The organism is Bacillus sp. RCC_6_1, from assembly GCF_041360755.1.
GTDB lineage: Bacteria > Bacillota > Bacilli > Bacillales > Bacillaceae_G > Bacillus_A > Bacillus_A cereus.
The window spans coordinates 990,345-1,016,675 of sequence record NZ_JBFUPV010000001.1 but is presented as its reverse complement, the minus strand read 5'-3'; the positions used below and the strand labels follow the sequence as shown (position 1 = coordinate 1,016,675).

Sequence of the window (26,331 nt, the reverse complement as noted above, 5' to 3'; positions counted from 1 at the left end):
AGCTTTACAAATATAAAAATATAATTTATAATCACAAGTAACTTCAATAGATAAAATCGATGAGCAAGAAGAGTACGTATATTTGATGCGTTCAGAGAGCTGGGGTTAGGTGGGAGCCCGGTACGATAAAATATACAGAATGGGCTTGCGAGAGGTATGTTGAACATTGTAGTAGGCAACCCGGGTTCCGCCGTTAAAAGGATAGAGTATCGGAATTATTCCTGTACTTGAACAAGTGGGATTTATCAATCCAATTGAGGTGGTACCACGGTATTTATATTACATATATCGTCCTCTACATGCATATTTGCGTGTAGGGGACTTTTTTATTTTCTAAAGGAGGTGTGCGAGTATGAAATGAAAGTGTATAATTAACAAAAGTTTAAATATTCAGAAAAGGAGAATTTATGATGAAAGAAACACAGCAATGGACGTCGAAAATAGGCTTTGTACTCGCAGCAGCCGGAGCCGCAGTAGGTCTTGGTGCGATATGGAAATTTCCATATGTTGCAGGTAATGGCGGGGGAGGCGCATTCTTCCTTGTATTTTTACTATTAACTTTATTTATAGGTATGCCTCTTTTAATAGCGGAGTTTGTTATTGGACGTAGCACGCAAAAAGAGGCCGTTACAGCTTATAAAGTACTAGTGCCAAATAGCAAAGTATATCCTTGGATTGGTCGTATGGGAGTTGTTACTTGTTTTAGTGTACTATCTTTTTATAGTGTTGTAGGTGGATGGATTTTACTTTATTTATATTATAGTGTGACAGGAAGTTTCTGGAATAGAGCAGTTGATTATGGACAATTGTTCGGTGAAACGATTTCAAATCCGTTAAGTGCGATTGGAGCACAATTTATCTTTATGCTTTGTACAATTTTTGTCGTAAGTAAAGGTGTAGAGAAAGGTATAGAAAAGGCAAGTAAGTACATGATGCCGCTATTATTTATTTTATTTATTGCGATTATTGTTCGTGCGTTAACACTCGATGGTGCTTTTGCTGGAGTAGAGTTCTTCTTAAAGCCAGATTTTTCAAAGCTTACAGCAGATACGATTTTATACGCGATGGGACAATCTTTCTTCTCACTAACAGTAGGTGCCTCAGTAATGGTCACGTATAGTTCGTATTTAAAGAAAGAGGAACATTTAGCGAAATCAGCAACATCTATTGTAAGTTTAACTGTTTTTGTTACAGTACTTGCAGGATTAGCAATTTTCCCAGCGATTTTCGCATTAGGAGTAAAACCAACTGAAGGACCAGGATTACTGTTTATCGTCCTTCCAGCAGTATTTGCAAAAATACCATTTGGTCAATTTTTCTTTATTATGTTTTTAATTTTATTCTTCTTTGCGACTTTAACATCAGCAATTTCAATGCTTGAAATTGTAGTAGCATCTGTTGCGAAAGGTAATGAGAAGAAGCGTCCGTCAGCATCATTATTAATCGGTATTCTTATTTTTACAGTCGGTATTCCATCAGCTTTATCATTTGGGATTATGAGTGACGTGAAAATATTCGGGAAAACATTCTTTGATTTAGTTGACTTTTCGGTAAGTAACGTATTGCTGCCGTTAGGAGTACTAGCTATTTCATTATTTGTACCAAATAAAATGAGTAAAGAGTTATTGATGAAAGAATTAGAAGTGACGGAAACGAAGGGGAAAACGTTATTTAACATTTGGTTCTTCTTACTTCGTTATGTTATTCCGGTAACTGTAATAATTGTATTTTTAAATGCGATAGGTGTATTTAAAATGTTTGAATAAAAAAAGGCGGGGATCTCCCGTCTTTTTTTATGTGGATGTTGATGAGTGTAATAAACGATTATATGCTTTATAGGCTGTAGTGACTGCAAGGAATGAACCGATTAAAAATAATACTGAGCCGCCAAATGTAAATATCCGGCCAATATACGTCTCTCTAGCTTCTTCTATTTTTTGTTGTAATTGCGTATTCATATTGATCACCCCGTAAACTATAGGCATTTAGTTATAGTCTATGTAGAATGCCTATATTGTGTGAAGTGTAAATAAAAAACCTCGGTAGGTACCGAGGTTTTTTATAATCCGATATAAGGAGATGGGTCAACTGCGTTTGTCTTGCCGACATTCCATTCTCCAAGATGAAGTTCAAAGTGTAAATGTTGTCCGTATGATTGGCCCGTATTCCCCATAAATCCAAGCTGATCGCCTTGTTTTACAGTTTGTCCATTCGATACAGAACGGCTATTCATATGAGCATATACTGTCGTATATGTTTTTCCGTTTATACGGTGAGATAAATACACTACGTTTCCGTAACTAGATGATAATTCTGAGCGAATAACAACGCCATCTGCAGCAGCGATAATTGGAACCGTTCCCGAAGCGGCGATGTCAATTCCTTTATGATTATCTAAAGAACGTACACCAAATCCGGAAGTTTTTGATCCAGCTGCTGGTTTGATAAAGCCACCGATATTTGTATCATGTGGTGTTGGGGCCGCTTGAGTTGCTTGAGCAGATTTAGTAGCTTGTTGTTTGCGAGCCTCTTCTGCCTGGCGAGCTTCTTCCGCTTTACGAGCTTCTTCGGCACGTTTTTCTTCTTCAATTGCTTTTTGAACAGCTTGACGTTGATTTTCTAAAATGCCTTTGGATTCTTCTAATCCTTCAATCTCTGAATCTACTTTTGCTACTTTCGTATGTAGATCGTTAATAAGAGTTTGCTGCTGCTGTTGGTTATTTTGTAATTCTTGCTGTTTTTGTTCTAGTTTTTGTTCAGATTCTTTCAGTTGTTGTTCTTTTTTCTCAACAGCCTCTTTTTCTGACGTTACAGCATTTTGATCAGATGTTTGTTTTTTTACAATATCTGTATCGTTGTTTAATATTAAACTTACGGAGTACATATTATCAACAAGATCAGCAATGTTTGTAGAGTTTGTTAATACTTCTGTAATGATATTGGTACGCGGTTTTTCTTGCATAGATTGTAACCGTTGTTTAATAACTTCCTGACGTGTATCTATGTTTGTTTGTAATTGTTCTATATGTTTCTTTTTGTCAGTAATTACTTGTTGTGTTTTGCTAATTTCTTTTTTTGTATCATTTAATTCAGTCTCGTTTTTATTAATAGAAGTAGTTAATTCATCAATTTTCTTCTGTAATTCTTGAATTTCTTTTTCTATTTGTTCTTTCTCGACTGATTTATTTTGTAAGTCACTTTGTTTGCCTTCTAATTCAGATTGAATGTTAGATAATTTATCTTGATTCGTTTCAGCGTATGCAGGTGAAAGTAACGGGGAAGCAAAAATCGTTCCTGCTGCTAAAACACTAAACGCTGCAAATTTCTTTTTCATTGTTGTCTGACTCCTTTCCCTATGAATGTTATATATCATAAGAAGAGGGGTGTCTATCGTTGTAATCATAATGTAAAGAAAATTTTATAAAATTGCTAAGTTTTGTCGGAATTTATCATTTTTCAACTGTAATTGTCATAGTACATACATTTTATTCATATGTGTAACAAAGGTATATTTTGGAATTAATCTGTAAAATGAAGAAGGAAAGTAATCGTTTTTATGAGGTGAAATATTACTTGGAAAGCTAATAAAACACTAGTGAGGAATCGTTCTCATGTTAGGTTTTCTGACATGGGTCTGCTTTTTGTCAAGAAAATTATTTGTGTTCGGGCAAAGTTATTTTGTTGTCAGATTTAAATTTTTGATTTATGATTTTTAACAGGGACAAAATGTAGTGAATTGTCGAATAATATGTAATACTCTTAATTTCTTAGTTTTATAGAGATAGAATGAGAGATAGAGTGACACATCGAAGAGGGGGTTACAACAAATATGAAAAGAATAGGACTTGCATGGCAAATATTAATAGGGCTTGCGCTTGGTATTGCGGTTGGGGCGATTTTCTTTGATAATCCAGCTGTTGTGAAGTACTTACAACCAATTGGTGATATTTTCATCCGATTAATTAAAATGATCGTTGTACCGATTGTTGTAGCAAGTATTGTTGTTGGGGTTGCTGGTGTTGGCGATGTTAAAAAACTAGGTCGACTAGGCGGAAAAACAATTCTTTACTTTGAAATTATTACAACAATTGCAATTATTGTTGGTCTATTAATAGCGAATATTTTCCAACCAGGAAAAGGCGTAAATATGGAGCAGTTAACAAAGACAGATATTTCGAAATATACACATACGACAGAACAAGTACAAAGTCATTCATTTGCAGATACATTTGTAAATATTGTTCCAACGAACATTATGAAGTCGTTAGCTGACGGAGATATGCTTGCTATTATCTTCTTCTCTGTATTATTTGGTTTAGGTGTAGCAGCAATTGGTGAAAGAGGAAGACCAGTTCTTCAATTTTTCCAAGGTGTAGCTGACGCAATGTTTTACGTAACAAACCAAGTTATGAAATTTGCACCATTTGGTGTGTTTGCACTAATTGGTGTTACAGTTTCTACATTTGGTCTTGCTTCATTAATTCCATTAGGGAAATTACTAATTGTCGTATATGGAGCAATGATCTTCTTCGTCGTAGTTGTCTTAGGACTTACAGCGAAAATATTTGGAATCAACATTTTCCAATTCTTTAAGATTTTAAAAGACGAGCTGATCTTAGCGTATTCTACAGCAAGCTCAGAAACAGTTTTACCAAAAATCATGGAGAAAATGGAGAAATTCGGTTGTCCGAAAGCAATTACATCTTTCGTTATTCCGACAGGTTATTCATTTAACTTAGATGGATCAACTTTATATCAAGCAATTGCGGCTCTTTTCTTAGCACAAATGTACGGTATTGATTTATCTATTACACAACAAATTACATTATTGCTTGTATTAATGGTTACATCAAAAGGTATCGCAGGTGTACCGGGCGTATCATTCGTTGTATTATTAGCGACACTTGGTACAGTAGGTATTCCACCTGAAGGCTTAGCGTTCATTGCTGGTATTGACCGTATTTTAGATATGGCTCGTACAGCAGTTAACGTTGTAGGAAACTCTTTAGCAGCTGTAGTTATGTCTAAGTGGGAAGGTCAATATGACGCTGAAAAAGGACAAGCTTATTTAAAAGAGATTTCTGAAAAGGGTCAAGCGGCTTAATTATAATATGAACAAGCTCTCACATAATATGTGGGAGCTTTTCTGTATATAGAAGAGGAGCAGACATAATGAAACGTAAATATGGTGACGGTTCTTCGTGGAAGAGGCTAATAGAAAAGAGTTATACGGTTAAGCAAGTGGAAGAGGGAATGCTCGGAATACTGGATATAAAAAAGGTGAGAGAGCCTAGTTGTAAAGAATATGATGGTGAAGAACTTTGTATTGCAGCGGATCAGTATACGTGGATTCAATATTTCATAGACGGGAAAAACTTTGCGATTACCGCTATGTTAGATGATCAGAAAAAATTAGTGCAATATTATATCGATGTGGCGAAAGAATATAAAATAGACGATCGTGGTTTACCGTATTTTGATGATTTATATTTAGATGTAGTATTATTACCTAGCGGTAAGGTGTATGTATTAGATGAAGAGGAGCTAGAGGATGCTTATAAAAGTGGTGATGTCACGAAGGAAGAGTATGAGTTAGCTTGGTACACTACGAAATGGATATTAGCAACAATAAAAAATAATGAATTTTATTGGATTTCAATGTTGAAAGAAGAAATAGAAAAGTTAAAATGATTGTTGTATTCGAATTTTTGTATAATTACCAAAAAAATCTATACAAAAAATAATTGACTTTTGTTTTGTAAGCGAGTAAAGTTAGGAAAGAAATTATTATTAAAAAATAAATATGAAACCTTCTTATAAAGAGAGGCGGAGGGACTGGCCCTACGATGCCTCGGCAGCGGACTCGATTTCAGAGTGCTGTGCCAAATCCAGCAAGCGTGTGCTTGAAAGATGAGAAGAGTGTTTCTTATAGATGTATAAGACCTCTTCTCATCGGAAGAGGTCTTTTGTTATTCATTAGAAAAAGGTTGAAACTAGGGAGAGATGATACTTTGAAAGAAACGAGAGGAAATGGTTTAGCTTTATTACCACTTGGGATATTTTTGGCGCTATTTATTGGTTCTGGAATTATTACAGGTGATTTCTATAAATTGCCGATACTTGTAGCGATCTCAATTGCTGTAGGAGTCGCTTTAATGATGAATCGTAAAGAAAGTTTTAATGTGAAAGTAGAGCGGTTCGCTAAAGGTGCAGGAAATCCGGATATTATGATTATGGTATTAATTTTTGTGCTTGCAGGTGCATTTTCTGAAACTGCTAAAGGAATGGGCGGAGTAGACTCAACTGTTAATTTAGCATTAACTATTTTACCGCCAGGATTTATCGTAGCTGGAATCTTTGTTATTGGGGCATTTATTTCATTAGCGATGGGAACTTCAATGGGAACAATTGCAGCATTAGCGCCGATTGCTGTAGGTATTAGTGGTCAAACTGATATCTCAATTGCGCTTGCAATGGCTACTGTTGTTGGCGGAGCGATGTTTGGTGATAATTTATCATTTATTTCAGATACAACAATCGCAGCTGTTCGTTCACAAGGAACAGAAATGAAAGATAAGTTTAAAACGAACTTTTTAATTGTGTTACCAGCGGCTATTATTACAATTGTGCTATTAGTAATAGTTACTTCAGGAAGTGACACGCAAATTAAAGCACATAGCTTTGATTGGATAAAGATTTTACCGTACGCAGGAGTACTGATTACAGCGCTACTTGGCTGGAATGTACTTATTGTATTAACTGGTGGAACTGTACTATCTGGTGTTATCGGTCTTATAGATGGAAGTTACACGTTAGAAAGTTTCTTTAAAAGTGTAACGACTGGAATGGGCGGTATGATGGAGTTAGTATTACTTGCTATATTAATTGGCGGTATGGTTGAATTAATCCAATATAATGGTGGTATTCAATATTTAATGAATGTATTAACACGTAATATTCGTTCGAAAAAAGGAGCGGAATTTGGTATTGCTGGTTTAGTGAGTATGACGAATATGTGTACAGCGAATAATACGATTTCAATTATTTTTACAGGCCCGCTTGCAAAAAATATTGCAGATCAATATGAAATAGACCCTCGTAAATCAGCGAGTGTATTAGATCTTTTCTCATGTTGTGTGCAAGGATTAATTCCGTACGGTGCCCAAATGTTAACGGCAGCAGGATTTGCAGCGTTATCTCCAGTTGAATTGTTACCGTATGCATTTTATCCAATTTTAGTTGGAGTATGTGGGATTGTTTCTATTTTAATTGGGTTTCCAAGGTTTTCGAAAGTAGCTAAGAAAAAAGAGTATCATAAAACTGCTTAATTTAATATGAATGTTAGTAATTAAAAAACGTGCAGAGAATAGACTCTGCACGTTTTTTGCGTAAAGGGCTGAATATGACTCGGTCTTAAGTCTGAGTAGAAAACGGTTCTTAAGCTCGTTATGGAAAGATGAAAAAATAGTTAAGATAAGAGTATCAAATCGAAGGGAGGCAAGCACAAGATGAAACAATTTCTAGCGTTTATCGCAGCCGGTATTTTGGCTTTAATTGCTCTTGGTAGTCTTGCTGGTATTGTAGGATTCGCAATCGGAGCAGGAGTTGTATATTGGAGCTATAAATCATGTGTGCGAGCTAAATCATTTTTTGGAAAGTTAGCTTGGGGTATTGTTGGTTTAATCGGTTTATCCATTGCACTTTCTCATTCGCCAGCATTAATCGGTATCGCTGCTTTAGTGGTTTTATACTACGGATACCGTGAGTGGAAAAAAGAAAAAGATGTAGTTGTTGAATCTGCTCCAGAAAGTTCTAAATCATATAGCAACTTTGAAGATGAGTGGAACAAATTAATGAAAAACTAAAACAATAAATCAAATTATAATTAAAGTAGAAGAGAGGAAGATTTATAATGAAACAATCTTTATTCGGACGTGTACGCGATGCAATTTTAGCTGATTTTCATAACGTGTTAGATGAGAAGGAAAGAAAAAATCCAATTGCGATGTTAAACCAATATTTACGTGATAGTGAGCGTGAAATAACAAAAATTGAGAAGTTAATTGAGCGTCATAAAACATTAAAATCTAACTTTGCTCGTGAGCTTGAGCAAGCACGTTATTTCGTTAATAAAAGATCAAAGCAAGCTATCATTGCTCAAGAAGCAGGTGAATTACAATTGCACGAACGTGCGTTAGAAGAGGTAGCTTATTATGAAGGGCAAGTAACTCGATTAGAAGAAATGTATGCAGGTGTTGTAGAGCAAATTGATGAGTTAGAGCGTCGTCTTTCTGAAATGAAAAATAAATTAAAAGAAATGCACGCAAAGCGTATGGAACTAATGGCACGTGAAAATATGGCACATGCAAATCGTCGTATGAATACTGCGATGCATAAAATGGATGAAAATAATCCATTCTTACGATTTGAAGAGATTGAAGATCATATTCGTGACTTAGAAACTCGTATGAATGAAGAGCATGAGCGTGACACATTTGATATGAAAATTGCAAAACTTGAGCGTGAAATGAAAGAAAAGAATGATGTATCGTTAACGAAAGAGTTAACAAAATAATAGTAGTATATTATAAAACAGGCTTATGATATAGTGATAGGAGAAAAGGTGTTGGAAAGCAATGCCTTTTCTTCTATGTATATGTGACAAGAAGGGGGGAGCTGAAATGAAGAAACATTTTTCAAAGACACAATTAATGGGGATGCTCCTCATCATATTTGGGTTCGGTCTTTTTCTTGATATGATACTTGGACATTTTGAACCAGGTGGTCTCATTTTTGCATTTATTATGCTTATGTTTGGAAGGCATTATCGTAAAAAGAATCGTTATGTACGGGGAAATGTATTTTTATTTGTTGGTGGTATCGTATTTTTATTCTTCTTATTTTCATCAGCAGCATTTGTTCTTGTCGTATTTGCTTGTTTAGCTTTAATTGGTTATCAATTGATTCAACAAGGGCATCAGCAAAAAGCAATGAAGGTTGAAATTAAAGAAAAAGGGATGATAGACGAAGAGAAGCAAATATATCGTACAGAACCATATTTGAAAAATATGTTTGTAGGCAATGTGCGAATGATGGATCATATTTATGAACTTGAGGATATTAATGTTCAATATGGTGCTTGTGATGTGGAAATAGATTTAACAACTGCTATGATTCCAGAAGGGGAAACGGTAATTGTTATTCGAGGTGTCGTTGGTAATATTCGTTTATATGTGCCATATGATATTGAACTTTCTTTAAATCATTCTGTTATTGTCGGGCGTGTGCTCTTGCCAGGTCATGAAGAGACAGGGTTTAACCGCAATGTTACATTTAGAACAGAGCAGTATAAAGAGGCTCCTCGACGTATTAAAATTATTTCTTCGCTTGTCGTAGGCGACACGGAAGTGAGGAAAGTATAATGAAGAAACAAAAAAATATTTCGTGGATGTATATTCGTTATTCTATGTTGTCCTCTGTTAGTATCGCACTCATTTGTACAATTGTATATGTATGGAAAAGCGAGCAACAAGTGTATGATTTATTATGGAAGGAATCCATCGCTTCTGTTCCAATTGGCTTGTTTATTATGACTACAAGTTTACTTATCGGGGGAATTGTAGGATATGCAATCGGTTACTATATAGAGCAGCGTATACAAGGATTAAATACGTTTCTATTTGAAGTAGAGCGAGGGAATTTTCCGAGCGATGTTTCGTTTACTGCAGATGATGAATTTCATGAAGTGGAACGAAAAGTAATCGTTCTGGCTCGTCGATTAGAGGAGCAAGCTGGACTCTTTCAAAAAGTAACGAATGAACGAGCTCATTGGAATGAAGAGATGAGACAAGAAGCGATTTCTCAAGAAAGGCATCGTTTAGCAAGGGAGTTGCATGATTCAGTAAGTCAGCAGCTTTTCGCAATGTCGATGATGATGTCAGCGATTAATGAACAAATAACTGAATTTCCAGATGTGACAAAAAAACAATTGCAACTTGTTGAAAATATGGTTGTAAATGCTCAATCAGAAATGAGAGCATTGCTCCTTCATTTACGTCCTGTACAATTGGAAGGTAAGAAACTGACAGAAGGTATAGAGGAATTATTAACGGAATTATCGCGAAAACAACATATGAAAATTGAATGGCTTATTGAGCCAATAGAATTAAAAAAAGGTGTAGAAGATCATTTATTCCGTATTGTGCAAGAAGCGCTATCAAACACGTTGCGACACGCGAAGGCAAAGAAAACAGAAGTGCGCCTTCGAAAAATTGATCAATATGCGATTTTAAAAATCATTGATGACGGCGTTGGGTTTGAAGTAGGGGTTAATAAGGCTGGTTCATATGGCCTAAGATCGATGCAAGAGCGTGTTCATGAAATTGGTGGGACACTCAAGGTACTTAGTTTCCCGGCCAAAGGTACACAAATAGAAGTAAAAGTACCGATTATGATTGAGAGAGGAGGAGAAGTATGATAAAAGTATTGCTTGTCGATGATCATGAAATGGTTCGTATGGGTGTATCGGCATATTTATCTACACAGCCAGATATTGAAGTAGTAGGGGAAGCTGAGAATGGAAGAAAAGGATCAGAATTAGCATTGCAATTAAGGCCGGATATTATTTTAATGGACCTTGTTATGGATGAGATGGACGGTGTCGAAGCAACACGTGCTATTATTCAAGAATGGCCAGAAGCAAAAATTGTAGTTGTAACAAGCTTTTTAGATGACGAAAAATTGTATCCTGTTATTGAGGCTGGGGCGACCAGTTACTTATTAAAAACATCAAGAGCAAGTGATATTGCTGATGCTGTACGAGCTACTTATGATGGAGAAACAGTATTAGAGCCGAAAGTTACCGGGAAAATGATGTCCCGTATGCGTCAAAAGAAAGAGCAACCTTTGCATGATGATTTAACGGAAAGAGAGTTTGAGGTTTTGTTATTAATCGCAGAGGGAAAAAGTAATCAAGAGATTGCGGACGAGTTATTTATTGCACTGAAAACGGTAAAGACACATGTGAGTAATATATTAAATAAATTGAATGTAAGTGACCGTACTCAGGCGGTTATTTATGCATTTAGGCATCAATTAACGAAGTGATAAAGTGAAACTTTAATCAGTGGGGAGGTTGTTCCTCCCCCACTGATTATCAGCCCTCACCAATCGGGCTTTTACGGGCAGTTAATGCGGGATAAAGTGAAACTTTAATTGGCGGGGAATTCCTCGCTGATTATTGGCTCGATACAATATAGATTTGGCGTTAAAACTATTGAATGTTTTTATTGACGATAAATAATGTAAGCGTTATCATTGAGGTGTTAACAGTACATATAAAGGGGAGAATGTATATGTTAGTTCAAACTATATTCGGAATGGATAAGTCTAAAAAATTAGGGGATTATGTGAACGCATTACAAGCGCTTTGTGAACAATATAATGTTGAAACAGATAAAATTGCGATTATTGAGGCTACAGAGGAATACTATTTATTTTTAGTAAAGCAAGAAGAGCACTATGATGTTGTCAAGGTAGAAACAGTTGATACGAATATTGAATATTATACGAAGGCTTATAAAATAAGCAGTTTTAATCATACTGCGTATCAAATGTAAAAAAACTCCCTTTTGGGAGTTTTTTTAGGAGGCTTTTACTTCGTGAGATTCGGTTACTAATGGAACTTTTTTCGTACCGCTTAACTTAGCCATTGCAAGACCAATAAGAGCTCCTGCTAATGCTGGTATTAGCCAGCCGATTCCTTCATTATATAAAGGGATAAATTCAAAATATGGTGTGATAAATGAAACTGAAATACCACCTTGTTTTAATCCATCAAATACGCTCACTACAGCTGCTCCAATTAAAGCACCTACATAAACAGAGCGATATCCACCGAAGTATTTATGAAGTAATGATAGTAGTACGAGTACAATCGCAATTGGATACACAACAAGTAGAATTGGAACAGAGATTGCGATAATTTTCGTTAAACCTAAGTTGGCAACTAGTAATCCTAATGCGCAAATGATACTCGCGAACGTTTTGTATGAAAATGTAGTCAATAATGTTGAAAAATATTGGCTGCACGCAGATACGAGTCCAACGCATGTCGTTAAACAAGCGAGTGTAACGATAAGAGATAATAGGAGCAAACCGTATGGACCGAATAATTGTTGTACGATAACAGTAAGTAGCTGTCCGCCATTTTTTGCATATCCGAGCGAGACGCTAGTTGCCCCAAGCCAGCCGAGTGCACCGTATACAAGTACGAGCCCTGTAGCGGCAATAAGCCCTGCTTTTGCTGTGGCGATGGCAATGGACTTACGATCATTCACACCTTTAGAGCGAATTGCATTTACAACGATAATTCCGAATGCAAGTGCTGAAATAGTGTCCATTGTTAAGTAGCCTTCCATAAAGCCTTTGAAGATTGGAGAAGTTTGATACTCTTGCATTGCTGGTCCTGATTGCCCAAGTGGTGTAAATACACTTTTAACAAACAATAAGAAAATAGAGAGTAATAAAATAGGTGTTAATACATTTCCAATACGATCAACAAGTTTAGATGGATTCAAACTCAGCCAAAATACGATAGTAAAGAAGATGATTGTATATACAAATAGCACTAGGCTGCTAGAGCGGATTGTTTCTGGTAAGAAAGAACTAACACCCATTTCATAAGCGACATTTGCAACACGTGGGATGCCCATAGATGGACCGATAGCAATGTATACAATTACTGTAAAGAAAATTCCGAATAATGGATGAACATGACTTGCAAGTTGCTGCATTCCATTTCCAGATAGAGAAATTGCGATAACAGTTAGTAGTGGTAAGCCAACTCCTGTTAGTAAAAATCCAATCATTGCTGGCCAAAAGTTTTCACCTGCATTTTGGCCAAGCATGGGAGGGAAAATTAAATTACCTGCCCCAAAAAATAAAGAAAATAGCATAAGACCCGTGAAAAAAATATGTTTTTTTGATACAGTGTTCATTGTTTTTCCTCCTTTTTTAAATTCATTTGTAAGAACACAAAAAACTCGTCCCTAAAGAAAGGGACGAGTTATATTTACCCGCGATACCACCCTAATTTACACATGTAGAAATAAATCTATATGTATACGGCTTTGCAACGTACAACATGATACGTGTTCCTTGTAACGGGGGACGGCCGGTAAGAACTTACTGTAACATTCGGTTCTACTTCTCGGAGATGATTTTCGGTTACGCGCTGAACGTTGGCTTTCAGCAAATCGCCAACTCTCTGGGGAACAGTTCTATAACGTACTCGTTCTCGTCAATGAATTTTTATTCAAGTATTCTGACAGTATTGTTGCATGTTTTTTTTAGAAAGTCAATATGTTTTTTGAAAGATATATTTATATACGGAAATATCGAAAGTGATATTCGTTGTTGTAAAGGAAATGATGAATTGTAAAATGGGAGTGAAAATTTGCGGAGAATTGTAAATTTTATAGAGAAAATTGATATTTATAGGAGTGAAGAAGGGATTGTTTGAATTTATAGAGAATAATACAACAATCCACTTGCTGGAAAGAACAAACCAAAAGAGGTGACTGAAATGCTTGCGATGGGAGTATTATTTGGCATTATTGCTATAATTGGTTTTATGTGGTTATATTATTCGCGTTCGTTTAAACAAGCAGAAGTTTTACTCTTTCAAAAAGGTAGTTTGTTGACAAATCAGTCTAGATATTTAGTATGTCCGAAGTGTGGAAGTGCACAGGCCAGAAGTGGAGGATATCAAGAGTGTTGCAAAATTAGATTATGAAAGAAAGGAAGCCTCACATTATTTTGTGAGGCTTCCTTCCTTACAACTTCATGGCGCTCCAAATTGTCCATCGATCTCTTTCAATAATAGGAGAGACGTTTTGTAATGCGGTCTGTATATGTTGTAGAAGTTGAGAAAGTTCATCATCTGTTAACTCATATAGAATGGATCGACCTGTTCGAGGAGATAAATCTTGCAATAATGTTTCTACAGAATCATGTATTTTTCGTATTTCCCATTGTGTTTGTGTGGGAAGTACATGAAGAGAATGTTTTTGTAATTCTGTCTGTATAGTGTTGGTTTTTGGACGTCTTTTTGACTCTATTTCAATAAGTTTTGGAAATAGAGAGAAAAAATATCCGCGAATGTGTTCGGGACTTCCTGGAATTGTACAATCTTCAATTGTTCGATCTTGTAAAATAAGTACACCGTTTTTATTTAATATACGAGAAGCTTCACGTAAAAATGTAGGAATGTCTTGTAAATGATGAATAACTGCACGCGAAATAACTATGTCGAATGTTTCATTAGGGTATGGGATATTATGTGCATCACCGTGGATGAATGAAATGTTTGAAAAGTTGTTACAATTTTCTTTTGCAGCTTGTAATATTTCTTTTGAAAAATCAAGTCCCACAACATTATTGGCTCCCATAAGAGCGAGTTCTTTCGTATAAATCCCACCACCACAGCCGATATCAATTATTTGCTTGTTTTGTATTTCTGTAATGTTTTTTACCATTTCAGCCCAAGAAATATGAGCGTTTCTTGTTGCATATGTGTACTTATTATTTTCATCATGAAAATTAATGGACATGATAAAGACCTCCTTTCAATGATTAGTATAGCGTATTTAATAGGATGTCACGTTTTTGTTTTATGTATGAAGATTATAAGGATTTCTTATCGTAAGAGGAGGATTAATTTGAAAGGGAAATATGTATTGGTGTTGTTGTTTGTTATGTTACTAGCAGCTTGTGGTCAAGTTGAACCGAAAAAAGAAACAAAAAAAGTAGAAGAGACGGTGAATGAAGTGAAAGAAACAATAGGGATAACCGTTATACAAAAAAAACATAAAGAGAAAAAGTTGCAGGAATCAGAAGCGAAGTTAGTAATAGACATTTTGAATAAAGCTGAGAAACAAGAAATAACAGGAAGCTTCGGTGAACCTGAATATGAAATACAAATTAGTAGAGATGGGAAAAAAGAAACTTATTATGCATGGTTAAGGGGAGAAGATAGACGAGGATGGGTGCAATATAAGAAAGCTATGTATATGTTGAATGAAAAAGATACGGAAAAGCTTTTGGATATATTTCCAAATGTCTCAGAACAAAAAGAAGATGAGATGCAGGTAAGCCCTTTAACGGAAGTAACAAAAAAAGATTTGCAGATTACCGCGTTTCATATTAAAACAGGCGATCAAAACGTGAATTATACGGTACGGTATACGATTTCACAATCACTATACAATAAGTTAGTGAAGGAGCAAGAATATTATTTGCAACTCAATTTTCCAGAAAAAGTTCAAAAATTAATTGGAGCAAAAGAGAGTGAAATGATTTTAGGTGAAAAAGTAAAGGAAGGGTATAAGCAATATGAATTACATGCTACTGTTCCGATAAAAAGCGCTTCAGAATCACAATTAAAATCATTAGAAACATATTACGAAAGTTATGATTTGAAAATATTAAACAGTAAAAAAGAAAAAATAGGTGTGTTTCAAAATATAATTCAGATTGTTAAAGATTATGGTGAAAAAATGAATTTTCAAAGATAAAGTGAGACTTTAATTAGCCCTTACGGATTGGAATGAATATAAACTCGTCAAATCTATATGACCTTTCCTAGGAAATGATAATAGAGAGGGGAAAGCACCCCTCTCTATTACTTTGCTTTTGCAGATGGCTCATTCATTGATTTTCGTGTAATAAGAAAAGAAATCATAAGAGCGGAAAGGATGACAAGGGCAATAAATACGTGATTGGGCAACAAATCTAATAATAATACGTAACTAACGGTATAAAAAATAAGAGTTGAAGCTAAAAACGATAGAGCACCTATTATAAGAGATTGTAAATTCATTTTTTTACACCTCCTTTTATTTATATTTTTGGCTGAAAATGGATTATATAAACATTATTTCTAACAATAGAAAAAAATATGTCATAATAGAGAAAAGAACAAGCTTTAATGAATGAATATGATTCATTAATGAGAGATAAAGGAGAGGAATATGAAAAATAATAAAAAAGGATTATGGGGAATTATTGTTGCGATAGGTCTATTTTTACTGTCTAAGTTAAAGTGGGTATTTGCAATTTTTAAATTAGCAAAGTTTTCAACGGTATTTAGTATGTTTCTATCGCTTGGCGCATACGCAGTTCTATATGGTTGGAAATTTGGAGTGGCGCTCATTTATTTGTTGTTTGTTCATGAAATGGGCCATTTATGGGCTGCGAAAAGAAAGGGGATCCCAACATCGCCAGCAATCTTTATTCCATTTATGGGGGCCCTTATTGGAATGAAAGAGATGCCGAAAAATGCGAAAGATGAAGCTTACATTGCCTATATGGGTCCGCTTTTCGGACTTCTGTCATTTTTACCCGCGATACCGCTTTATATAATGACGAAAGAGCCATTTTGGGCGCTTGTTATTTTGCTTGGAAGTATGATTAATTTCTTTAATTTAATTCCCGTTTCGCCGCTAGATGGTGGGCGAATTATTTCAGTTGTCAGTACTAAAATTTGGGGAGCAGGCCTTATTTTATTACTTGGCTATTCAATTTACTTTAAAAGTATTTTGGGAGGATTTATTGTTATTATCGGTTGTATGGAGTTATATAGAGTAATAAAGAGAGATGAGCCGATTAAGGAATTAGGGCATAAAATTGATGGGATGAAAGAATATGTTACTAGGCTTGAAGAGGAATTAAAAGAAACGGGTGCTGTACATCGGACTATATACGTGATGCATCATGAGATGAATGCATTAAGACAAAGAGAACGGGAAAAAGAGTTACAAATAGGTGAACTTCAAAAAATGGAAGTGTTAGAGTATCTTTTACCGAAGTTCGAACCGTTAGATTATGTTCCATATGAAGATGAAAAAGATGAGTATACAATTCACATAAGGGAAGCATTTGAAGCGTCAGAAAGAAAATTAAATGAATGGAAAACAGAAAAGGAACAACAAGAAAACTATTATAAAGTGGATGCGAAAACGAAATGGACAGTATTTGCTTGTTATATTGGATTAATGGCTATACTCGGTTACACAGCTTATGAAGGATATATTGTTTTACAAGAACATTTGTCAACGAGAAATGTATAGAAAAATATTGTCGAAATGATAGGAAGAATTTATACAGGAATTATATTTCTACGAGAGAAAGTTACAAGTATAGTCATACATTGTAATATTTTTAGTAGAGAAGGAGTTCTGTATATGAAGAAATTGTTAAGTGTATTCGGGATTATTATCGTGATGATCATTGCAAGCTATAGTCTTATGAAAGTGCTGTTACATTATGCGAATAAGCCTGCTGAGGTAAATACAATAGCTCAAATAGAAGATGTGCAAGAAGAGACAAAAGTGCTAAATTTTATTCGAATGACACATGAAAGCTATAATAATTTCTTAAATTACGGTAAAGCAGAGAATTATACAGACGGGGATTGGAATCAATTTAAGCAATGGTTTCAACAACAAGAATCATCGTTAAAAAATATACATACAGAAATAAAGAATGAAAAAATAAAACGTGATGTAAATAGAAGCTATGAAATTGTAAAAAAAGGTGTGGAACTTCAAAATATTGAGTATGTAGTGTATGCCCACCGTGTATATCATGACTTGGATATTATCGTAAATAAATATAGAGGTGAAACGAATATCTGGGGATATACGGAGTTTGGCGATGGGAAAGATATAAAAGTAATTGAACAAGCTATACAAACAAAATAATAAGCTAGCTAGAATTCTAGTTAGCTTATTTTCTTTTGTAAATACAATGTTCATATATTATTCACAAAAACACCGTGTTAATAGTGATTAAAATCACAATCTGCATTATAAGATTCAGTTAAACTAAAAACAGTTAAGGAAATAGAGGAGTGGGATACAATGTTAAGTGCAAAAACAATTGAAATCGTAAAGTCAACAGTACCATTATTACAAGAAAAAGGCGTTGAAATTACAACGAGATTTTATGAAATTTTATTTTCGGAACATCCGGAGTTATTGAATATTTTCAACCATACAAATCAGAAAAAGGGAAGACAACAACAAGCGTTAGCGAATGCTGTTTATGCAGCTGCAACGTACATTGATAATTTAGAAGCTATTATTCCAGTTGTAAAACAAATTGGTCATAAGCATAGAAGTTTAGGTATTAAAGCAGAGCATTACCCGATTGTAGGTACATGTTTACTACGTGCCATTAAAGAGATCGCAGGTGCACCTGATGAAGTTTTAAATGCATGGGGAGAAGCATATGGTGTCATTGCTGATGCATTCATTAGCATTGAAGCAGAGATGTATGAAGAAGCTGCACATAAAGAAGGTGGATGGAAAGACTTCCGCAACTTTGTGATTGTTAAAAAAGTGAAGGAAAGCGATGTTATTACGTCATTTTATTTGAAACCTGAAGATGGAGGGAAAGTTTCTTCATTCATCCCAGGTCAATATGTAACGATTCAAATCAATATTGAAGGTGAGACATATACACATAATCGTCAATATAGTTTATCCGATGCTCCTGGGAAAGAATATTATCGTATTAGTGTAAAAAAAGAAAAAGGTGTAGATACACCAGACGGTAAAGTGTCTAATTACTTACATGAACATGTAAAAGAAGGAGATGTTTTACCAGTAAGTGCACCAGCGGGAGATTTCGTGTTAAATATGGATTCAACATTACCAGTTGTACTAATTAGTGGTGGAGTAGGGATTACACCGATGATGAGTATGTTAAATACGTTAATTGAACAAGATTCAAAACGTAATGTATATTTTGTTCATGCAGCAATAAATAGTAATACACATGCAATGAAAGAACACGTTAAGACAGTAGAAAATGAATATGAACAAGTTAAAGCATATACTTGTTATTCTGCACCGACTGAAAAAGATTTAGAAATGAAGAACTTTGATAAAGAAGGTTTCATTGAAAGTGAATGGTTAAAAACTATTATTCCGACAACTGAAGCAGAGTTTTATTTCTGTGGTCCAGTAGCATTTATGAAGCATATAAATGCTGCACTAACTGATTTAAGTGTGAAACAAGAGCATATTCATTATGAATTTTTCGGCCCAGCAACAAGCTTACAATAAGCAAAAAAACGAGGTATTTATTTTACCTCGTTTTTTATTTGTTCTCGTAATAAACGGTTTACTGTTTCACGACGTATACCTATCAGTTGACCAATTTCGGTTTGTGTTAATATTTCATATATAGGAATGTCACCTAAATATAGGGCGAACCATTCTTGTAAACGATGAAGACGTTCTTTCGGAGAGACGGTTGTCAATTGATCAATTCGTTGTTGCATCATTCTTAATTTAGATTGCAATTGCATAGCGATGTTAGCATACGATTCGGGATTTGCTTGAAGTCTCTCGTACCATTCACTATTAGTGATCGGTTCCACTTCTGTTTTTATTAAAGCGATAGCTGTACCGTGATATTCTTTAGGTGAAATTAAAGAATGATGAGGTATCGTTTCACCTGGAACGATAATGTTGAATAAAAATGGTGTTCCGTCTTCTTCTAGCCGAACTACTTTTAATAAGCCTGTTTTTATAAAGTATAAAGGACCGTCCTCGCCTTGACGGAATAGTACATCTCCTTTGTGTAGAATCAATGTTAGCCCCCCATTAATATGTTTCTATTTCTTCTATTTTAGCGTATATGTATATAGACAATATGCTATTTCAACAGCAATTTCATTGACGAAATGTATGCTATTACAGTAGTATACTATTTAGTGTGTAATAGTACTAGCAATGAATACGCTGTAGGGGGTTTAGTATATTGTTAGATGCGATGAGAATGACGGATATGAGAATTCCGGCGAATGCTATCATTCATGTAGAAGAGATGAAAGGTGGAGTCGTTTTATCCGTTGAAGTAGACGGCCAAATTATTTATACGATGGCTTATGATGAAGAAACAGATAGCTATGCTGAATTATATGATCGAAACGATAAGAGGGCGTGCCAAGTACATGAAGACTTCATGGGGTGGTCACTTCTTCATTAAAAAAGATGTCAATATGACATCTTTTTTTATTAAATCGATAGAATATACAAAGAAATGAAATATAAGGATAAAATTTGTAATAATTGATTTTGCATTGTTAGCACTCTGTAACTGCAAGTGAACTATTTTTTCGCTATCATAAAGATAACAGTCGCAGTTATAGGAGTGGTCAACTTGAAGAAAGTACATATTTCAAATTATATGTTATTATGTGTTTGTTTAATTTTATTTGTTCTCCTCGGAGGATTTTTATATTCATGTGTATAAGAAAAACGCATTCTAAAAAGAATACGTTATAAAAGGGAAATAATGATTAATCTAGTTCCAAGAATAATCAACGTAATACGTAATAAATTAATTACGGCGTTACCACTTAGTTTTGTATTAATGTAAGCCCCGATTTTTCCGCCAATCCATGCACCCGGAATCAGGATTAATGCATAAATCCAGCTGACATTTCCAAGTGAGATGTGAGTTGCAGAACTTACAATTGCTGATAGAAATACGATGAACATTGAAGTTGCTACTGCAATATGTGCTGGGAATGCAAAAAGAAGCATCATTGCTGGAACAAGTAAGGCACCGCCACCAATTCCAAATAATCCAGATATAAACCCAACTATAAAGGCGATAAAGATAGCAAGAAACGGTGGGAATTGGTAGTGTACAGTATTTCCATCATTATCTGTAAAAGAACGCTTAATTACAGACGTATTTGAGAGGGAAAGAGGTTTTAATTTGTCTCGAAGCATAAGTAGAATTGAGACGAATATAAGGAAAATCCCAAAGTATAAAGAAAATGTGTCTTGGTTTAAAAATTTATTTGCCCATGATCCGATAATACCACCAGGGCCGCTTCCGATAAATAAAATAAGTCCACTTTTATAATCTACTCGCTTATGCTTCATGTAAGTAAGGGTGGAAGATAGTCCTGTGAAAACGACTGTTACCATAGAAGTCCCTACTGCAAGTTGTGGTGATAAACTGTGTAATCCAATTAATAACGGAACAATAATAATTCCGCCTCCAAGCCCAACTAGGCTGCCGACTGTTCCGGCGATTAGTCCGATGAAAAGTAACATGATGTATTCCAAAATTGCCAACTCCTCTAAATAACTTATCCACCAATTATTATACACGCTTTTTAATGAGAAATAGGCTTGTTCACAAAAAAGTCGTCTTCCTAGAAAAATAAGGAAGACGACTTTTGATTAGAAAACAAAATGTAATAGGTAGTAAAACAGAGCAGCTAAAGAAGCTGAAATAGGAAGTGTAATAACCCATGTAATTAACATGCGTTTTGCAGTTCCCCATTTTACCCCTTTCACACGGTGAGAAGCACCAACCCCTAAAATAGAAGAAGAGATAACGTGCGTCGTACTAACCGGTAAGTGAATGAATGTTGCACCGAAAATAACAAGTGATGATGATAAATCGGCAGCTACACCATTTACAGGACGAATTTTCATAATTTGTCCACCGACAGTTTTAATAATTTTCCATCCGCCGACAGAAGTACCAAGCCCCATTGCGATAGCACAAGATAATTGTACCCAGAACGGGATATCGCTAGAAGTATGATAGTTATTAGCCATAAGAGCCATCGTAATGATTCCCATTGCTTTTTGTGCATCATTCGTACCGTGTGTGTAGGCTTGTAATGCTGCAGTGAAAATCTGGAATATACGGAAGTTCTTATTCGTTTTCGTTAAGTTAAAGTTTTTAAATACTACTTTAAAAATACTGTATACGGTATAACCAATAACGAAAGCGATAATCGGTGAAATGATTAAAGCTTCAATAATTTTAATAAATCCTTTAAGATTTAGCGAGCTAATCCCAGCGGCCGCAATTGCTGCACCTGCGATTGAGCCGATAATTGCATGCGAAGAACTACTTGGAATACCGTAGTACCAAGTAATTAAGTTCCAAGCTATCGCCGCAAGCAAAGCAGCTAAAATTACAAGAGAACCATTTTGTAAGGCGAATGGATCAACGATATCTTTTGTAATCGTTTTTGCTACACCTGTAAATGTCATTGCGCCCAAAAAGTTCATAATAGCCGCCATAATAATGGCATGTCTAGGCTTTAGAGCTTTCGTTGAAACAGCCGTTGCAATAGCGTTTGCTGTATCGTGAAATCCATTGATAAAGTCAAAAGCTAAAGCGCAAATGACTACTAAAACGGTCAGTATCAAGAGTGTATCCATGATCAAACTCCTTACGCGTTCTTCATAATAATTGTTTCTAATACGTTTGCAACGCTTTGACAGCTATCAGCTACTTCTTCAAGCTCTTCGTAAATCTCTTTAAATTGAATAATCTTAATCGGATCTTTTTCACGAGAGAATAAGTTCTTAATCGCATGACGGCGAATATCATCACACTGTGATTCATAATCCTTAATCTTAATCGCATTTGTACGAATGTCGACTAATTTTTTGTTAGACATTAATTCAACAGAGTTTGCAATCTCAATCGCACATTGATTAATTGCTTCTACGAATTTAATCATGTATTCATCTGCTTCTGTAATAGAATACATTTCGAACAGACCAGCACTGTGATCTAATCCGTCTAATACATCATCCATACTCATTGCAAGTTGTAGGATGTCCTCACGTTCAATCGGAGTGATAAACGCTTTGTTTAACTCCATAATGATTTCGTGAATAAATGAGTCACCTTTTGACTCATACTCTTTCATGCGCATAGAAAACTCTTTTAAATCGCTAGCATTTTTAATTTTATACTCCACGAAAAACTGCGCGCCTTCTTTTAAATTTTCGGAAACATTCATTAACATTTCAGAAAATTTATCTTTTTTTGATTTAAAGACCATTATTGTTACCCCCACAAAAGTAATATATGTAAAATATATTGGCTAATCAATTCTAACAAAAAACTGTCGTTTTTTAAAACATTTTATCGAAAAGTTTACAAAAACTTAACATAACTCTCGTTGTTCTATTAATAATATTAATATCCAATAGTGAATATCTTACTTGTAGAATGTCCTTTTCTTGCAAAAAGTATGAATGTAAAAGAAAAGCTTTACACTATAGGAATGACTACGTTATTATAATAAATTTAAAAGGCGGTATATTCTTCCTTTTAAAAAGAAGAGTGTAAATAAATGAAGGAAGTGAACGAATGAAATTGAAGAACACTCATTTTAAAAAAATGCTTGAGTGGTTCAATAAGAGGAAGAAACTTCGTAATTCATTAATTGTATTGGGAAGTGTATTCGTTACTCTATTTATTGCTGTAAATATAATAATTTCCATTCAAGACATATCTGAACTAAAACAAGCTGTTCCACAACCGACTTTAATTTATGATGCAAATAATGAGGTCGCAACTAAATTAGCTTCTTCGAAAACAGAAGGCGTTAAAAGAAAAGATATTCCTGATATTATGGTTCAGGCAATTGTTGCAGTAGAAGATAAGGAATTTTTTAACCATCATGGTATTTATTATAGTGGAATTATAAGTGCGGTTTTTAAAAATATTACAGCAGGAGAAGTTGTAGCTGGGGGAAGTACAATTACACAGCAGCTTGCGAAGAATGTATTTCTGACACAAGATCGTACATTTTCTCGTAAAATAAAGGAATACTTTTTAACAAAAAAAATAGAACGTACTTATACAAAAGATGAAATTATTGAAATGTATATGAATCAAATTTATTTTGGGGAAGGTGCTTGGGGTATAAAAAGGGCAGCAAAATCTTATTTTGATAAAGATGTAAAAGATTTAACAATTTCAGAAGCTGCAACGATTGCAGGCTTGATTAAAGCACCATCTGCATATTCACCTTATAAAAACTTTAACAAGTCAATTGAAAGACGTAATGTCGTATTAAGCTTAATGAAAGAGCAAGGGTATATTTCTGACGAACAGTATAATAAAGAAAAAGAGAGTGGTCTTGTATTAAAACGTGGTGTGGATGATAAATACAAGGGAAAATATTCTCAATATGTAGACTATATTGTTAGAGAAGCGATGGACAAATACGAATTGACACAAAATGAAATTTTAGCAGGTGGTTATCGTATTTATACTGAGCTTGATCCGAAAAAACAACAAGCTGTAGAAGATGTTGTGAATAATGATAGCTATTTCAAAGATAGTGGCTCAGATCAACTTATGCAAACAGGTGTAGTCCTTATAAATCCCAAAACAGGCGGTGTTCCAGCTTTAGTTGGGGGTAGAGGACCATATCAGTTTTTACAATTTAATCATGCTACGCAATTAAAAAGACAGCCAGGTTCAACATTAAAGCCTCTAGCTGTATATGTACCCGCTTTAGAACAAGGGTATGAAGTATACGATATATTAAAGGATGAACCATTTCATATTAAAGAATATGAACCGAAAAATAGTGATCAGGCTTTTCATGGTAATGTGACAATGTATGAAGCGGTAGCAAAGTCGTATAATGTTTCCGCTGTGTGGCTATTAGAACAAATAGGATTAGATAAAGGATTGAAATCTTTAGAGCGATTTGGTATTCCATTAGTACCAGAAGACCGTACGTATCCAATTGCTTTAGGTGGGATGCATGTAGGGACATCACCATTTGTAATGGCTCAAGCATATAGTACATTTGCTAATGATGGGGTTCAAGTAGAGGCTCATGCGATTAGAGAAGTTCAAAATGCTGAAGGGGAAATAATAGGGAAATGGTATAAGAAAGAGACACGAGTGACGAGTGAGAAAATTGCTCAAAAGATGACGTATTTATTAAAAGGTGTTGTAGAAAAGGGAACAGGTGGAAAAGCGAAAGTTACTAATGTTGATACAGCAGGAAAGACAGGGACTACTCAACTTGTAAATGGCCCGAGCGTAGGGGCAAAGGACTCGTGGTTTGTAGGATACACACCAGATTTAGTAGGTGCGATTTGGGTAGGATATGACAAAACAGATAGCGAGCATTATGTTCCAGGTGGTAGTCAAATTACAACGACGATGTTCCGGGATATCATGAAAAAAGCAAATGCAAACCCAGCCCAAAAAGCGTTCCAATTATCGTTAATATCTGAGGCGGACTATAAAAAACAATTGCAAACAATTGAAGAAGAAAAGCGAAGAAAAGAAGAAGAAAAGAAAAGGCAAGAAGAAGAACAACAAAGGAAAAAAGAACAGCAAGAGTGGTTTAATAAAGTGAAAGAGTGGATTCCATCATTATGGTAAAAAAAGAGGCGAATTTCGTTATTCGCCTCTTTTTCATGTGAAAAATAAAGTGTGCTCATAATTTGTGAGGTAAATGCTACTATTCATTAAGAGTAATGTTCGTACTGCCAAAGGAGTGGGAATCGTATGTGATGATTATTGTTCCTTTACTAATCGGTTCGTATGGTAATTCTTCTTCATAACTACCATTATTTTCATTATGGATAGACAGCGTGATTTCATCAATTCCTTTATTTGTATATTGATCTTTAATCGTTTCAGCAATTTGAAGTAGAGTTTCGTAACTAGGAGCTTCCGTAATAAGCATTCCTTTTATAACTTTTTTTTCATTATTTGTGGAATTGGAATAAAGGATGTTGTTTTGTTTCGTATACAAAATTTTGTATGGAACAGTTTTTCTATCTGCTTTTGAAATAGTGGAATATTTTAGAGTTAAAAAAAATCCTACACATAAAATAATGCATACCATAAGAGCAATCCAAATGCGTATCGGTGACATAACTCTCATTTTTCATCCCTCTTTCATATCTTTGACTTCATTATTTATCATACAAAATGAGGATTAAGATAGAGTAAATTTGAGGTAAAGAAACGTAAAGAAGGAGCACTTATCCTCCCAAACAAGTGCTCCTTTTTATTAAAAGAGAGATTTAATAGACAATCAAAATCACATCTATTACTTATAAATGTGCTTAGTCCTCCCAAAATATTTTCGGAAATTGTGGTTAGTAAATTCGGAAGACAGATAGTGTCGCAGTTGTATCGCCCGCAGGTCCTTGAGCGCCTTGAGGTCCTTGAGCGCCTTGAGGCCCTTGAGCACCAGTAGTCCCCGTAGTTCCTCCGCCTAGGCAACCAAATCCATATTGAACTAGAATAGCTTGACCAAGAGCTTGAAGAAGTCTAACAAATTCTGTAAGTTCTGACTTAGGGATGTTAATATGGTTACATGCTCTTACTTCGCAACAATTATTACCATAAAATACTTTTCCTTTATTTTTATTGTTCATCTTTTCATTCTTTTCTTTCATAGAATCATCAGTCATTACTATATATTAAAATGAAATTTATACTAAATTC

28 protein-coding genes, 1 riboswitch and 2 other annotated features are annotated in these 26,331 nt (G+C 34.9%); of the genes, 17 read left to right on the top strand and 11 right to left on the bottom strand.

All coding sequences use genetic code 11. The features are described 5' to 3' along the window. Positions 1-50 precede the first annotated feature (50 nt). Positions 51-299: a binding site (T-box leader), on the top strand. Positions 300-410: 111 nt separating this feature from the next. Next, a complete protein-coding gene (locus tag AB6801_RS05070) occupies positions 411-1,766 on the top strand; it encodes a sodium-dependent transporter (RefSeq protein WP_141530614.1) in 1,356 nt (451 codons plus the stop codon). A gap of 27 nt (positions 1,767-1,793) precedes the next feature. On the opposite strand, the gene AB6801_RS05065 is transcribed toward AB6801_RS05070, so the two are convergent. Together AB6801_RS05065 and AB6801_RS05060 are read right to left on the bottom strand one after the other, a co-directional pair. Next, entirely contained in the window at positions 1,794-1,958 is a 165-nt protein-coding gene (locus AB6801_RS05065) for a hypothetical protein (RefSeq protein WP_001096002.1), read from the bottom strand. Between the two features lie 101 nt (positions 1,959-2,059). Then, positions 2,060-3,334 (bottom strand): murein hydrolase activator EnvC family protein, encoded by a 1,275-nt coding sequence (locus AB6801_RS05060; RefSeq protein ID WP_000726071.1) that lies wholly within the window; start codon positions 3,332-3,334, stop codon positions 2,060-2,062. A gap of 495 nt (positions 3,335-3,829) precedes the next feature. Here AB6801_RS05060 and gltP point away from each other — a divergent pair, with 495 nt between their 5' ends. The 9 genes from gltP (at position 3,830) to AB6801_RS05015 (ending at position 11,618) form a co-directional block, all read left to right on the top strand. Continuing rightward, positions 3,830-5,104, top strand: coding sequence for a glutamate/aspartate:proton symporter GltP (gene gltP, locus AB6801_RS05055; protein ID WP_000821131.1), 1,275 nt, complete (start codon positions 3,830-3,832; stop codon positions 5,102-5,104). A 68-nt stretch (positions 5,105-5,172) separates the two neighbouring features. Then, a complete protein-coding gene (locus AB6801_RS05050) occupies positions 5,173-5,691 on the top strand; it encodes a ribonuclease FAU-1 family protein (protein ID WP_000824661.1) in 519 nt (172 codons plus the stop codon). A 120-nt stretch (positions 5,692-5,811) separates the two neighbouring features. Continuing rightward, positions 5,812-5,917: riboswitch (SAM riboswitch) on the top strand. A 94-nt stretch (positions 5,918-6,011) separates the two neighbouring features. Then, positions 6,012-7,328 carry a Na+/H+ antiporter NhaC family protein gene (locus AB6801_RS05045; protein ID WP_000665486.1) on the top strand — a complete coding sequence of 439 codons (1,317 nt, stop codon included), beginning with the start codon at positions 6,012-6,014 and terminating at the stop codon, positions 7,326-7,328. A gap of 180 nt (positions 7,329-7,508) precedes the next feature. After that, entirely contained in the window at positions 7,509-7,865 is a 357-nt protein-coding gene (locus AB6801_RS05040) for a lmo0954 family membrane protein (RefSeq protein ID WP_097998913.1), read from the top strand. A gap of 47 nt (positions 7,866-7,912) precedes the next feature. After that, entirely contained in the window at positions 7,913-8,575 is a 663-nt protein-coding gene (locus tag AB6801_RS05035) for a PspA/IM30 family protein (RefSeq protein WP_000814127.1), read from the top strand. A gap of 106 nt (positions 8,576-8,681) precedes the next feature. Continuing rightward, entirely contained in the window at positions 8,682-9,422 is a 741-nt protein-coding gene (gene liaF, locus AB6801_RS05030; RefSeq protein ID WP_000716096.1) for a cell wall-active antibiotics response protein LiaF, read from the top strand. Continuing rightward, entirely contained in the window at positions 9,422-10,477 is a 1,056-nt protein-coding gene (locus tag AB6801_RS05025; protein ID WP_000744326.1) for a sensor histidine kinase, read from the top strand. Before liaF ends, AB6801_RS05025 begins: the two co-directional genes overlap by 1 nt. Further along, positions 10,474-11,106 carry a response regulator gene (locus AB6801_RS05020; protein WP_097998914.1) on the top strand — a complete coding sequence of 211 codons (633 nt, stop codon included), beginning with the start codon at positions 10,474-10,476 and terminating at the stop codon, positions 11,104-11,106. The genes AB6801_RS05025 and AB6801_RS05020 overlap by 4 nt, the downstream gene beginning before the upstream one ends. Before the next feature lie 173 nt (positions 11,107-11,279). Continuing rightward, positions 11,280-11,618 carry a DUF3922 domain-containing protein gene (locus AB6801_RS05015; RefSeq protein WP_002061028.1) on the top strand — a complete coding sequence of 113 codons (339 nt, stop codon included), beginning with the start codon at positions 11,280-11,282 and terminating at the stop codon, positions 11,616-11,618. Between the two features lie 24 nt (positions 11,619-11,642). Here AB6801_RS05015 and brnQ3 read toward each other — a convergent pair whose 3' ends face one another. Continuing rightward, complete coding sequence (gene brnQ3, locus AB6801_RS05010) at positions 11,643-12,998, bottom strand: branched-chain amino acid transport system II carrier protein BrnQ3 (protein ID WP_001099140.1); 1,356 nt, start codon at positions 12,996-12,998, stop codon at positions 11,643-11,645. 56 nt (positions 12,999-13,054) lie between these two features. Then, positions 13,055-13,313 (bottom strand) — a binding site (T-box leader). A 272-nt stretch (positions 13,314-13,585) separates the two neighbouring features. Here brnQ3 and AB6801_RS05005 point away from each other — a divergent pair. Beyond that, positions 13,586-13,795: a hypothetical protein gene (locus tag AB6801_RS05005; protein WP_000880630.1), complete on the top strand. Its 210-nt coding sequence runs from the start codon at positions 13,586-13,588 to the stop codon at positions 13,793-13,795. A gap of 40 nt (positions 13,796-13,835) precedes the next feature. On the opposite strand, the gene AB6801_RS05000 is transcribed toward AB6801_RS05005, so the two are convergent. After that, complete coding sequence (locus AB6801_RS05000) at positions 13,836-14,612, bottom strand: class I SAM-dependent methyltransferase (protein WP_000026286.1); 777 nt, start codon at positions 14,610-14,612, stop codon at positions 13,836-13,838. Positions 14,613-14,720: 108 nt separating this feature from the next. On the opposite strand from AB6801_RS05000, the gene AB6801_RS04995 reads away from it, so the two are divergent. After that, a complete protein-coding gene (locus AB6801_RS04995; RefSeq protein ID WP_053512842.1) occupies positions 14,721-15,575 on the top strand; it encodes a YhfM domain-containing protein in 855 nt (284 codons plus the stop codon). A 107-nt stretch (positions 15,576-15,682) separates the two neighbouring features. On the opposite strand, the gene AB6801_RS04990 is transcribed toward AB6801_RS04995, so the two are convergent. After that, positions 15,683-15,880 (bottom strand): hypothetical protein, encoded by a 198-nt coding sequence (locus AB6801_RS04990; protein WP_001053356.1) that lies wholly within the window; start codon positions 15,878-15,880, stop codon positions 15,683-15,685. A gap of 151 nt (positions 15,881-16,031) precedes the next feature. Between AB6801_RS04990 and AB6801_RS04985 the strand changes: the two genes are divergently transcribed. The 3 genes from AB6801_RS04985 (at position 16,032) to hmpA (ending at position 19,130) form a co-directional block, all read left to right on the top strand. Then, positions 16,032-17,129 carry a site-2 protease family protein gene (locus tag AB6801_RS04985; protein ID WP_097998915.1) on the top strand — a complete coding sequence of 366 codons (1,098 nt, stop codon included), beginning with the start codon at positions 16,032-16,034 and terminating at the stop codon, positions 17,127-17,129. Between the two features lie 114 nt (positions 17,130-17,243). Beyond that, positions 17,244-17,762, top strand: a complete 519-nt coding sequence (locus tag AB6801_RS04980; RefSeq protein ID WP_000735526.1) for a hypothetical protein — start codon at positions 17,244-17,246, stop codon at positions 17,760-17,762. Positions 17,763-17,921: 159 nt separating this feature from the next. Further along, on the top strand, positions 17,922-19,130 hold the full coding sequence (gene hmpA, locus AB6801_RS04975; RefSeq protein ID WP_000947317.1) for an NO-inducible flavohemoprotein: 1,209 nt from the start codon (positions 17,922-17,924) through the stop codon (positions 19,128-19,130). Between the two features lie 17 nt (positions 19,131-19,147). On the opposite strand, the gene AB6801_RS04970 is transcribed toward hmpA, so the two are convergent. Further along, positions 19,148-19,660, bottom strand: a complete 513-nt coding sequence (locus AB6801_RS04970) for a Crp/Fnr family transcriptional regulator (protein ID WP_000600581.1) — start codon at positions 19,658-19,660, stop codon at positions 19,148-19,150. A gap of 170 nt (positions 19,661-19,830) precedes the next feature. On the opposite strand from AB6801_RS04970, the gene AB6801_RS04965 reads away from it, so the two are divergent. Continuing rightward, positions 19,831-20,058 carry a hypothetical protein gene (locus AB6801_RS04965; protein WP_000883009.1) on the top strand — a complete coding sequence of 76 codons (228 nt, stop codon included), beginning with the start codon at positions 19,831-19,833 and terminating at the stop codon, positions 20,056-20,058. A gap of 293 nt (positions 20,059-20,351) precedes the next feature. Here AB6801_RS04965 and AB6801_RS04960 read toward each other — a convergent pair whose 3' ends face one another. From AB6801_RS04960 to AB6801_RS04950, 3 genes are all read right to left on the bottom strand, one after another. Then, the gene (locus AB6801_RS04960; RefSeq protein ID WP_000455762.1) at positions 20,352-21,152 is read right to left on the bottom strand and encodes a sulfite exporter TauE/SafE family protein; all 801 of its coding nucleotides are present in this window, start codon (positions 21,150-21,152) and stop codon (positions 20,352-20,354) included. Positions 21,153-21,269: 117 nt separating this feature from the next. Continuing rightward, positions 21,270-22,268 (bottom strand): inorganic phosphate transporter, encoded by a 999-nt coding sequence (locus tag AB6801_RS04955; protein ID WP_000380273.1) that lies wholly within the window; start codon positions 22,266-22,268, stop codon positions 21,270-21,272. Positions 22,269-22,279: 11 nt separating this feature from the next. Beyond that, positions 22,280-22,900 (bottom strand): DUF47 domain-containing protein, encoded by a 621-nt coding sequence (locus AB6801_RS04950; RefSeq protein WP_000231449.1) that lies wholly within the window; start codon positions 22,898-22,900, stop codon positions 22,280-22,282. Positions 22,901-23,211: 311 nt separating this feature from the next. Between AB6801_RS04950 and AB6801_RS04945 the strand changes: the two genes are divergently transcribed. Further along, on the top strand, positions 23,212-25,254 hold the full coding sequence (locus tag AB6801_RS04945; protein WP_000769234.1) for a transglycosylase domain-containing protein: 2,043 nt from the start codon (positions 23,212-23,214) through the stop codon (positions 25,252-25,254). 79 nt (positions 25,255-25,333) lie between these two features. Here the strand turns inward: AB6801_RS04945 and AB6801_RS04940 are convergent, their stop codons facing one another. Further along, entirely contained in the window at positions 25,334-25,762 is a 429-nt protein-coding gene (locus AB6801_RS04940; protein WP_001265588.1) for a hypothetical protein, read from the bottom strand. Between the two features lie 217 nt (positions 25,763-25,979). Next, entirely contained in the window at positions 25,980-26,282 is a 303-nt protein-coding gene (locus AB6801_RS04935) for a hypothetical protein (protein WP_114159488.1), read from the bottom strand. Between the last annotated feature and the right edge of the window lie 49 nt (positions 26,283-26,331).